The following is a 10,901-nucleotide window of genomic DNA, read 5'->3' as shown; positions in this document are numbered from 1 at the left end:
TAAAAAGCAAAGATGGGTTAATTGATATAGATATTATGCTATTTATCTGAAAAATAAAATGATATAAATCAAATTCGAAGATTTTGACTAATCATATTTATCAATCCAGTCGGAACAAAAATCTGGTAGTTATATAAATTATTTGCATACCAGTATGTCTTATATGGCTAAATGTTCATTTTGAGCTGATGTATCTTAATATTTAGATAGATAAATAAAAAGATTGTCTGTGTGTAGAACTGATAAAGCGTAATTAATAACATAGCTGATATAGTATTGAATAAGTTTTAATGACATCTGATCTGATTCAGATTTTGTGGGGTAATCTGATTCATCCTCACTAAACGGATAAATGATAAAGCGTAAAGTTTGTGTGTCTTGTTCATTTTCCAGAGTGTACTTAACATGATTGAACTCATAGGAACATGAGTTTGTCTCGTCTGTAGATGTGCATACTTTATTATCTTCGAAGTCACTAAGCTCAAAATCAGGATCAAATGCTTTACTAATAAGCTGAATAGATTGCTGGCATTTTTTCATGCCGGCTAATTTATTATTTGAGAATTGTTCACAGGTAAGTTCAAGTCGGCCTACTAACTCAAAAACGCTATTCATGTCGAGATAGATATTAGGTTTAAAGAGATAAATGATTTTAGATTGAAAATTTTCATCTTTTTTAATAGGTTTCAGATTATATCGATATTGTTTATTTAAAGTATTGAATTTTTCTATAAAATCAGATGCTTCGATTTGATAAATGGGTCGGCTTATCACCACGGTTGCTAATGCTGAGTAAGAGATTAGCTGACAGACAACAAAAATAATGGCTATAAATATTTTTTGCATTTGGCTATCTCTGGGTTTAAAAAAGTAAGAATTCAATAGTTATCCGGCATTAGGCGTTACTGGAGAATATAAGAATGTAAATATCTGTTTTATTTTATAGATATTATGTTGTTTCTATGAAAAATAGAATGATATAAATCAAAATTTAAGGATTTTGACTAGTGATATTATCAATCCGGCCGGAATAAATATCAGATCATAACTCTGTACCTGTTTAGATAATTTCTGCGCCTATTTAGTGGTAATTTTATCGGTAAGGCACTATTCAAACGTGCGGACATGCAGGCTGCAACAGTAAAAATTCATACAGACGTATTCAGTTCACAGCAGATGGTTTATTAACTGACTTAACCGGTTAATAATGGTTCGGGTAGTGATAGTAAACTTAATATGATATTAAATTTTTTTAAACTGATTGATGCTGATAACAAAAATAGTCAATCAGATACTGGTGAGTATCAAGTGGAGTAAGTTTATCCTGCTCCAAGAATACGGGCAATAGTGCTATTGCCTGCCCATTTTCAACAAGATTTAACAGCTGGCTGAGAGAATCAATGGTAATAATATTAGTCAGCTGCGGATATATTGCTAAAGTTTTGGCACGTAAGGGACAATCTGCATCGTTGTTAATCAGAACAGGTAAATGCAGATGAGTAGTAACTTCGGAACTTTTTAAAAAGGCAACAGGTAAATATCCGGTTTCTGTTAAATCATAATCTTTATGCTTAAATTTTTTAAAAGTAATGACTTTATCATAACTGTGCTGATTAATTTCATTTTCTATTTCACAGGTTTTTTTAATAACAATATCTGTTGATTCTATTTGATATTCAGTCTTTTCAATAACAATAAACTGAAACAGAAGTTCTGAAATTAATAATAAAGGTTTGACAGATTTAAATGATAATTTTATTTGTGTAAATTTTTCCAGTGTTGAATTGCTAAAAGCATAAAACTGATGGCCTTGTGCTGTTGGTTTCATTCCATCAAAACTACGGATAAAAAGCGTTGCCCGTAATTCATGTTCCATCTTTTTCAGATGTGCGGTCAGATTAGATTGTGAATAGCCTAAAATTTTTGCTGCTTTATTAAGACTTTTAACGTCATAAACTGTTTTAAAAATCAATAATCCTTTGAAATCCATATGTTGTATATGCCTATCATTTTTTCTGATAACTCAATCGCAGATTAGAATTATTCAAAATTTAATTAAATTTATAAACTGAATTACATTGTTTAAAGCGGGAATTTAGCATGCAGGCTATGCAATATAAAATTAGTTTACCAGCCGATTATGATATGAATATTATCAAAGATCGTATTCAAAATAATGGTTATAAAACAGATGGCTTTGAAGATTTATTATTTAAGGCTTATATAATTTCTGATAAAAAGAGTGGCAACACAGGCAATGGATATTGTCCTCTTTATCTTTGGAAACAAACCAAAGGAATGAACAAATTTATTTTCAAAGGCTATTTTGACAATATTATTAATTCTTTTGGCTGGCAAAAAATCAATATTGGTATTACAGCAGAAGTGGAATTGACAAATGATTTTTCACAAAGCCGGTATGTATCAGAAGAAAATTTTTCTATAGCAGAACAGGTACGGTTAAGAGATTTTTCTTTTCAAGGTGCTGAGTATAAAAATAAAACTGGTAAAGTGATTATTTATAATCCGGATAAATGGCGTTATGCTGCATTTACTTTTTTTAAAGATAAACCAGCCATAAATAATCAGAATCTGTATCAGATTCTCCATCTTTCGCTTGATGCAGGACATGGTCAAAAATAAATTAATCAGATTGTTCAATGAATGGTATCAATAGATAACTAATTTGTTTTACTTTATGATTTTCTTTGATATCCGGTGCCATGGGAATGCTGAATAATCAATAAGTGCTAAAGAGCCGGAAAAACGGTTACAACTATGTGTGAATAACCATTATGCTGAGGGGCACATCAGACAACCGATAAGCCGGGTTCTGTCTTGGACAGTCATTCATCTGGGCGGCACATTACTGTGCCGCTCTAGCAACCTACCCGAATGCTCGGCGAGCAGCGTCAGTGCATTCTGTTTGGTCTTGCTCCGAATGGGGTTTAGCCTGCTACACGTTGTTACCAACGGCACGGTGCGCTCTTACCGCACCATTTCACCCTTACCTGTGCTGTGGTTTCCCACAGCCATCGGCGGTTATGCTTTCTGTTCCACTTTCCGTCGCCTCACGACGCCCGGCTGTTAGCCGGCATTCTGCTCTGTGGAGCCCGGACTTTCCTCCATGCATGTATATTATGCACAGCGACTGTCTGGTATGCTGATGTGCCTGCAGGATTCTAACACAAACCGCTGAAAGCTGATTTATATTTCAGATTATGTATAATGATTTGTCTTATTATTTTTCTGGCTGCCGTATTTGCAGGCACAGCCGCTATGGCTCACCTATGCAGAAAGCCCGCGCAATATGTTACTGAACCGATTTTTCAGCTGGTTTGAAAACCGCATTGATACTTATCCGGATATGCTTCCGCAACCGCCGAAAAAAGGTGTGTTACCGTTTATCTGGAGTTGTCTGGAAGGAGCACGCCTCTGGCTGCTGTTGATGGTTGTCATGACCATAGGTACCGGTATTCTGGAGGCCCTGGTATTTCGCTTCCTTGGTACGGTAATCGACTGGCTTGGCGCTTATTCACCAGACAGGTTATGGCCGGAAAAAGGACATGAACTGCTGCTGATGGCTGCTGTGCTGATATTCAGTATTATTTGGTCATTTCTTTCTTCCAATGTACAGTTTCAGACTCTTCAGGGCGCCTTTCCGATGCGCCTGCGCTGGAATTTCCACCGCCTGATGCTCGGGCAGAGTATGGGTTTTTATCAGGATGAATTTGCCGGAAGGGTTTCTGCCAAGGTAATGCAAACCGCGCTTGCGGTACGTGATACGGTAATGTCTGTGGCCAATATGCTGGTTTATGTACTGGTTTATTTTGTTACCAGCGGGGTAATACTTGCCGGTATGGACAGCTGGTTATTGCTACCTTTTATTCTGTGGATAGTGCTGTTTGTCATGGTACTCAGATTTCTGATTCCTAGGCTGTCTAAAACTGCTCAGAGGCAGGCAGATGCCCGCAGTCTGATGACCGGTCGTATTACTGATGCCTACACCAATATTGCTACGGTGAAGCTGTTTTCACACAGTGCGCGTGAAGCCGCCTATGCCAAAGCATCAATGCAGGAATTTCTGGTAACCGTGAATGCGCAGATGCGTCTGGCAACCCTGCTGGATAGTCTGAGCACCATGATTAATACTTTACTGGTAGTCGGCTCCGCCGGCCTGGGTATCTGGCTGTGGATGCAGGGGCAGGTGGGTGTTGGTGCTATTGCCACAGCGACAGCCATGGCCTCACGGATTAATGGTCTTTCACGCTGGGTAATGTGGGAAAGTGCGCGTCTGTTTGAAAATATCGGTACGGTTGAAGATGGTATGAAGATACTATCCCGTCCGCATGCTATTGTTGATAAACCTAAGGCACTGCCGTTAACAGTTAATCAGGGTGCGATTGATTTTGAGCATGTAAACTTTTCTTACAGTGAGGATAAACCGCTGCTGCGCGATTTTAACCTGCATATCCGCGCGGGAGAAAAAGTGGGTCTGGTCGGACGCAGCGGCGCCGGTAAAACGACACTGACCAATCTGTTGCTGCGTTTTTATGATGTACAGGGCGGCCGTATTCTGATTGACGGGCAGGATATCCGCGATGTAACGCAGGATAGTCTGCGTGCAGCACTGGGGCTGGTGACACAGGATACTTCTCTGCTGCACCGTTCAGTACGTGACAATATAGTTTACGGGCGTCCCGATGCCTCTGATGAAGAAATGATACAGGCAGCACAGCAGGCAGCAGCGGATGGTTTCATTCCATCACTGGAAGATTCCAAAGCAAGACATGGATATGATGCACATGTGGGTGAGCGCGGTGTGAAGCTGTCTGGCGGACAGCGCCAGCGGATTGCCATAGCCCGTGTAATTCTGAAAGATGCGCCGATTCTGCTGCTGGATGAAGCCACTAGTGCTCTGGATTCTGAAGTAGAGGCCGCCATTCAGGAAAATCTCACCCGGTTAATGCAGGGCAAAACGGTTGTGGCAATTGCTCACCGGCTGTCAACGATTGCTGCAATGGATCGGCTGATTGTGATGGATAAAGGGCAGATAGTTGAGCAGGGCACACATAGTGAGCTGCTGGCAAAAAATGGTGTTTATGCTATGCTGTGGCAACGGCAGAGCGGTGGTTTTTTGCCTGAAGCCTGATATACATCAGATATGTTAAAAATCTTTCCGTTAATATATAACTGTTCTAAAATGGTTTGTATTAATTAGGAATAAGTCACTACATAATAAAGGGAGAAGCAGTATGGGTATTAATACACATACCGACCTCGTTCACACATTACAGGGAATTGTCGGGCATGAATATACTCTGACTGATCCCGCACGTACTCTGCCTTACCGTCAGGGTATTCGTTTCGGAGTTGGTGATGCGCTGGCTGTTGTGATACCGGGTACACTGGTGGAGCAGTGGCGGGTATTAAAAGCCTGTGTTGAAGCTGATGTGATAGTTATCACTCAGTCTGCCAATACCGGTCTGACAGGTGGTTCGACACCAGATGGTAATGATTATGATCGCCCGATTGTCATTGTCAGCACACGCCGGCTGGATGGTATTCAGGTGATTGAAAATGGCGAACAGGTAGTCTGTTTACCCGGCAGCACACTGTTCCGTCTGGAAAAAGAGCTGAAACAATATCAGCGTGGTCCGCATTCGGTTATCGGTTCATCCTGTATTGGTGCCTCCGTGATGGGCGGAGTATGTAACAATTCAGGTGGTGCTCTAATTCAGCGCGGTCCGGCTTATACTCAGATGGCAGTGTTTGCTCAACTGGATGAAAACGGTCAGTTGCATCTGGTAAATCATCTTGGTATCGAACTGGGCGATGAACCGGAAACTATTTTACAGAATCTGCAAAATCATAAATACAGCGATCAAGATATCAAACATGATGCCGGTATGGGACATGACCACGAATACCGCAACCATGTACGCGAAATAGATGCAGATACGCCGGCACGTTTTAATGCCGATCCGGCACGGCATTATGAAGCTTCCGGCAGCGCCGGACGTCTAATGGTCTTTGCTGTTCGTCTGGATACTTTCCCGCTGGAGAAAAAATCTGCGGTTTTCTATATCGGCAGTAATGATACCCACGAGCTGGATGATATTCGCCGCCATATTCTCAGCAAGTTTAAAAATCTGCCGGTTTCCGGTGAGTACATGCACCGTGAGGCTTTTGATATTGCTGCTGCATATGGTAAAGATACTTTTGTTGCCATTCAGAAATTCGGTACTGATGCCATGCCGCGTCTGTTTGCCTTTAAGAATTTTGTTGATCGTATCATGGCGAAAATTCCGTTTTTTCCGAAGAATTTTTCTGACCATTTTGCGGTATTTATGTGTAAATTTCTGCCGCAGCATTTACCTCAGTCCATTCGTGATTACCGCGACCGTTACGAACACCATCTGATTCTGAAAATGGCTGATGACGGTATTGAGGAAGCAGAAGCATTTCTGAATACTTTTTTCCAGCAGAAAACCGGTAGTTATTTCCGCTGTAATGAAAAAGAGGCCGAAGCGGCAATGCTGCATCGTTTTGCCGCAGCCGGCGCAGCGACTACCTATCGTAATGTGCATAGCGATACGGTAGAAAATATTGTTGCACTGGATGTGGCTTTACGGCGTAATGACAGCGAATGGTTTGAAACCCTGCCTGACAGTATTAATCAGCATTTCATCCATAAAATGTATTATGGCCACTTTTTCTGTCATGTTTTCCATCAGGATTATATTGCCCGTAAAGGTACCGATTGCAACAAAGTTGAAGATGAGATGCTGGTATTACTTGATCAGCGTGGAGCTCAGTATCCGGCTGAGCACAATGTTGGTCACTTGTATCATGCCAAACCGGCTTTAAAGCAATTTTACCGGCAGCTGGATCCTACCAATAGCTTTAATCCGGGTATTGGTAAAACTTCAAAGAAAAAATACTGGGCTGATTAAGCTGACAAATAAATCAGTATTTTCTGAAAGTCATTGCTGATAAAGGTATTTGGAAAAGATAGTATTTACGTCTGAAATATACCGCTGAGCGCCTGCTGATTTGTCAGGCGCTTTTTTTTGAGTGATGAAAAGGCAGGTTGATTATTTATGAATAGTATTAATTAACCTTAGTAATTCAGACCTCTTAATCCTGTTGCCTGCAAAGACTATGCTGTTTCTGCGATTAATCACAAAAGGAATAGTACGATGCAACAACGTTATTTAGGCAGTAGCCGTCTGGCTGTTTCTGCTTTGGGGCTGGGATGTATGGGGCTGAGTTTCGGATATGGTGCGGCAACAGAAACCGGAAAAGCCATTGAGCTGATTCGTTCTGCAGTGGCACAAGGTGTGACTTTTTTTGATACGGCAGAAGTTTATGGTCCTTATCTGAACGAAGAATTAGTCGGCGAGGCTTTGAAACCTTACCGGCAACAGGTAGTGATCGCCACTAAGTTTGGTTTTACGTTTGGTGATGATAATAAGCAGCAGATTTTAAACAGCCGTCCGGAGCATATTCGCCAGGCAGTCGAAGGTTCATTGCGGCGGCTGCAAACAGATGTGATTGATTTATTGTATCAGCATCGGGTCGACCCTGATGTACCGATTGAAGATGTTGCTGGTACGGTTAAGGATTTGATTGCTGAGGGAAAGGTAAAACATTTTGGTTTGTCTGAAGCCGGTGCTGCTACCATTCGCCGGGCACATGCAGTACAGCCTCTGACTGCATTGCAAAGTGAATACTCAATGTGGTGGCGCGAACCGGAAAAAGAAATTTTGCCATTGTTGCAGGAGCTGGGAATTGGTCTGGTACCGTTCAGCCCGCTGGGTAAAGGCTTTTTAACCGGTACCATTAATTCAGCTACTGTATTTACTGCCGATGATTTCCGCCGGCGTGTACCGCGCTTTACTCCTGAAGCACGGGCAGCAAATGAAAACCTGACCACTCTGATCAATAAACTGGCTCAGGCTCATCAGGTTACTCCGGCTCAGATTGCGCTGGCATGGCTGCTGGCACAAAAACCATGGATTGTTCCGATTCCGGGCACTACCAGACCAGACAGACTTCAGGAAAATCTGGCTGCGGCCGACATTCAGCTAACTGCCAGTGATGTTGTTGAAATTAATCAGGCTCTAGAGCGTGTTTCTATTGTGGGTGAGCGTTATCCTGCTGACCAGCAGGCACGTGTAGGGCGTTAATTAGGAAAGAATAAGGGAGGCTCATATGGTTTCCCTTATTCAACTAGTCGTAAAGCATCAATCATCATAGCAAAGGCACGGGGGTGCTGTTTGCGGCTGGGATAATAGAGGTAGTAGCCCGGAAAAGCAGGACACCATTCTTTCAGTACTTGTACCAGCTGACCGGAGGCCACCAGTGCTGTGACCATATCCTCGGGCACGTAGCCAATACCAAAACCCGATAACACGGCGTCTATGCGCTCAGGTAACTGATTGAAAGTGAGTTGTCCGTTTACTTTAATGCGCAGTGGTTTGCCGTCTTTTTCAAACTCCCACTGGTAAAGTGCGTTGGCACTGGGTAAGCGTACATTGATACACTGATGATGCTGTAAATCATATGGGGTGGCCGGTATAGCGTGAGTCTTGAAATAATCTGCTGATGCCACAACAGCCAGACGTATTTCAGAGCTCAGTTTAATGGCTACCATGTCTTGTTCGAGGCTTTCTCCAAGGCGTACTCCGGCATCAAAACCATCCTGCACGATATCTACAAAATGGTTATCGATAAATAACTCAACATTAATTTTCGGATGTTCTTTCAGAAATGGTTTCAGTTTCGGCCAGAGTACCGTATTTGCCGCATGTTCACTAACAGACAGCCGAATATTGCCGCTGGCCGTACCATTTTGTTCAACCAGATTCTGTAATGTAAATTCAAGCTCATTTAATCGTGGTTCCAGATAAGCAATAATCTGTTCACCTATATCAGTAGGCGCCACACTGCGCGTTGTCCGGGTCAGTAAACGTGTTTGCAGTTTTTGCTCCAGAACTTTAATCGCGTGGCTGAGCGCAGACTGTGTCATTCCTAGTTTACGGGCTGCTCTGGTAAAACTTCGCTCTTTGGCTATTGTCAGTAAATACTGAAATTCATTGAAATTTTCTCTGAGCATATTGCTATTCCCCCTGCTGAATTTAATCATGATTTGCAGCAGTAATGTAATTTATACATTAAAACAATGTGGTGTTATCAGCAACCTTATTCTGTGACAGAGAATATATAAACCTTGCCGTGAAATACACTGATTATGCAGCTTAGCAATATAGTTTGTGGTGATAAACGCAAAGAAGGAGAGGCGCGAATAGGTAAAATCCGTGTACAATATTATTAAAGACAGCCTGCTCAAGCAGGCTTTAATTTATCATAACAGGCAAAATGCTGTTTTATCAGGATATACTGCTGGCATTGCAGCGGTAACATTCCGGTTTGGATGATGCAACACACAGGATAACAATACAATGGATAGCCACAGCAATCTCAGCGAACTGGAACGCCTGCATCTGGATACCGATCACATATGTGAGCTGGTTGCTATTCTTTTGCCGGTTGCCGAGCATATCCATTCGCATACTCAGTCATACCTGCAAACACCGGAGCAGGAACAGGCACTGACTGAACTGATTGCTGCTCTGCACGAGCTGCATCCTGCCGATATGGCTACCCTGCTGGAGTCACTGCCGCTACAGGAACGTATGCTGGTGTGGAAGCTGGCTACACCTACTGAAGATGGTGAGGTATTACTGGAGGTTTCTGATCCGGTACGTGAAACCCTGATTGAAAGCATGGCGCAGCAGGAACTGCTGGCCGCTGTGGATAATCTGGATGCAGACGAACTGGCCGAGCTGGCTCCGGATTTGCCCAAAGAAGTTGTTTATGAAGCCATCAGCAGCCGTGATGAAGAAGAGCGGGCACAAATTACTGCGGCAATGTCATTTGAAGACAATCAGGTTGGCGCACTGATGGATTTTGAGCTGGTGAGTATTCGGGCAGATGTAACCTGTGAGGTGGTCTTGCGTTATTTACGCCGCTTTGAACGTTTGCCCGACCATACCGATAAAATCTTTGTAGTCGATAATTACGATGTTCTGCAAGGCGTTTTACCCATACGCAGTCTGTTGGTTGCCGATCCGGATTTACTGGTCTCGACAGTTATGGCCGATGATGTGGTTACCTTCCGTCCTGAAGACGATGCTGAAGAAGCGGCAGCGGCATTTGAGCGCTATGATCTGGTCACTGCACCAGTAGTAGACAGTAACCGCAAACTGATCGGACGTATTACCGTTGATGAAATGGTGGATGTGATTCGTGAAGAATCAGAAACCGATATGCTGAATATGGCTGGTTTACGTGAAGAGGAAGACCTGTTTGCGCCGGTAGTGGATTCAGTAAAAAACCGCTGGATATGGCTGGCTGTCAATTTGTGTACGGCTTTTGTTGCCAGCCGTGTAATTGGTATGTTTGAAAACTCAATTGAAAAAATTGTTGCGCTGGCAACACTGATGCCGATTGTGGCCGGTATTGGCGGTAATTCCGGTAATCAGACCATTACCATGATTGTGCGCGCCATGACCTCCGGACAAATCAGTAACAGTCAGGCATGGCGGTTACTGCGCAAAGAAGAGGGTGTTGCTCTTGTAAATGGTATTATCTGGGGTTCTGTGATGGGGCTTGTTTCCTATTTCCTGTATCACAGCGTAGGTATTGGTCTGGTTATGGTGGCTGCAATGACACTGAATCTGTTACTGGCTGCCACGGTCGGCGTACTGATACCGGTAATTATGCAAAAATCCGGCCGCGATCCGGCACTTGGCAGCAGTGTGCTGATTACTGCTGTTACAGATTCTGGCGGCTTTTTTATTTTTCTCGGTCTGGCCACCCTGTTTTTGTTATAA

General features: G+C 42.8%; 8 protein-coding genes and 1 other RNA gene. 5 read left to right on the top strand and 4 right to left on the bottom strand.

Features of this window, described 5'->3' with window-relative positions:
• Positions 1-195 precede the first annotated feature (195 nt).
• Positions 196-846, bottom strand: coding sequence for a hypothetical protein (locus H3T84_RS07930; RefSeq protein WP_198218761.1), 651 nt, complete (start codon positions 844-846; stop codon positions 196-198).
• 406 nt (positions 847-1,252) lie between these two features.
• On the bottom strand, positions 1,253-1,990 hold the full coding sequence (locus tag H3T84_RS07925) for a LysR family transcriptional regulator (protein WP_198218760.1): 738 nt from the start codon (positions 1,988-1,990) through the stop codon (positions 1,253-1,255).
• Positions 1,991-2,100: 110 nt separating this feature from the next.
• On the opposite strand from H3T84_RS07925, the gene H3T84_RS07920 reads away from it, so the two are divergent.
• The gene (locus H3T84_RS07920; RefSeq protein WP_198218759.1) at positions 2,101-2,643 is read left to right on the top strand and encodes a DUF4865 family protein; all 543 of its coding nucleotides are present in this window, start codon (positions 2,101-2,103) and stop codon (positions 2,641-2,643) included.
• A 163-nt stretch (positions 2,644-2,806) separates the two neighbouring features.
• Here the strand turns inward: H3T84_RS07920 and rnpB are convergent.
• Positions 2,807-3,167: RNase P RNA component class A (gene rnpB, locus H3T84_RS07915), an RNA gene on the bottom strand.
• Between the two features lie 143 nt (positions 3,168-3,310).
• On the opposite strand from rnpB, the gene H3T84_RS07910 reads away from it, so the two are divergent.
• From H3T84_RS07910 to H3T84_RS07900, 3 genes are all read left to right on the top strand, one after another.
• Positions 3,311-5,152, top strand: a complete 1,842-nt coding sequence (locus H3T84_RS07910; RefSeq protein WP_198218776.1) for an ABC transporter ATP-binding protein — start codon at positions 3,311-3,313, stop codon at positions 5,150-5,152.
• Positions 5,153-5,255: 103 nt separating this feature from the next.
• Positions 5,256-6,956, top strand: a complete 1,701-nt coding sequence (gene dld / locus H3T84_RS07905; protein WP_100115734.1) for a D-lactate dehydrogenase — start codon at positions 5,256-5,258, stop codon at positions 6,954-6,956.
• A 246-nt stretch (positions 6,957-7,202) separates the two neighbouring features.
• On the top strand, positions 7,203-8,192 hold the full coding sequence (locus tag H3T84_RS07900; RefSeq protein ID WP_100126078.1) for an aldo/keto reductase: 990 nt from the start codon (positions 7,203-7,205) through the stop codon (positions 8,190-8,192).
• A gap of 35 nt (positions 8,193-8,227) precedes the next feature.
• On the opposite strand, the gene H3T84_RS07895 is transcribed toward H3T84_RS07900, so the two are convergent.
• On the bottom strand, positions 8,228-9,121 hold the full coding sequence (locus H3T84_RS07895) for a LysR family transcriptional regulator (RefSeq protein ID WP_078475196.1): 894 nt from the start codon (positions 9,119-9,121) through the stop codon (positions 8,228-8,230).
• A 346-nt stretch (positions 9,122-9,467) separates the two neighbouring features.
• Between H3T84_RS07895 and mgtE the strand changes: the two genes are divergently transcribed.
• Positions 9,468-10,901 (top strand): magnesium transporter, encoded by a 1,434-nt coding sequence (mgtE, locus tag H3T84_RS07890; protein WP_025331738.1) that lies wholly within the window; start codon positions 9,468-9,470, stop codon positions 10,899-10,901.

Origin of the sequence: Snodgrassella sp. M0110 (genome assembly GCF_016101465.1) — a bacterium.
Classification (GTDB): domain Bacteria; phylum Pseudomonadota; class Gammaproteobacteria; order Burkholderiales; family Neisseriaceae; genus Snodgrassella; species Snodgrassella alvi.
Note: the sequence above shows the minus strand (reverse complement) of the source record. Positions and strands in the feature narration are given on the sequence as shown.

Coding starts and splice junctions, on each gene's coding strand:
- dld (WP_100115734.1), top strand. CDS start 5,256: ATGGGTATTAATACACATACCGACCTCGTTCACACATTACAGGGAATT.
- H3T84_RS07895 (WP_078475196.1), bottom strand. CDS start 9,121: ATGCTCAGAGAAAATTTCAATGAATTTCAGTATTTACTGACAATAGCC.
- H3T84_RS07925 (WP_198218760.1), bottom strand. CDS start 1,990: ATGGATTTCAAAGGATTATTGATTTTTAAAACAGTTTATGACGTTAAA.
- mgtE (WP_025331738.1), top strand. CDS start 9,468: ATGGATAGCCACAGCAATCTCAGCGAACTGGAACGCCTGCATCTGGAT.
- H3T84_RS07910 (WP_198218776.1), top strand. CDS start 3,311: ATGTTACTGAACCGATTTTTCAGCTGGTTTGAAAACCGCATTGATACT.
- H3T84_RS07920 (WP_198218759.1), top strand. CDS start 2,101: ATGCAGGCTATGCAATATAAAATTAGTTTACCAGCCGATTATGATATG.
- H3T84_RS07930 (WP_198218761.1), bottom strand. CDS start 846: ATGCAAAAAATATTTATAGCCATTATTTTTGTTGTCTGTCAGCTAATC.
- H3T84_RS07900 (WP_100126078.1), top strand. CDS start 7,203: ATGCAACAACGTTATTTAGGCAGTAGCCGTCTGGCTGTTTCTGCTTTG.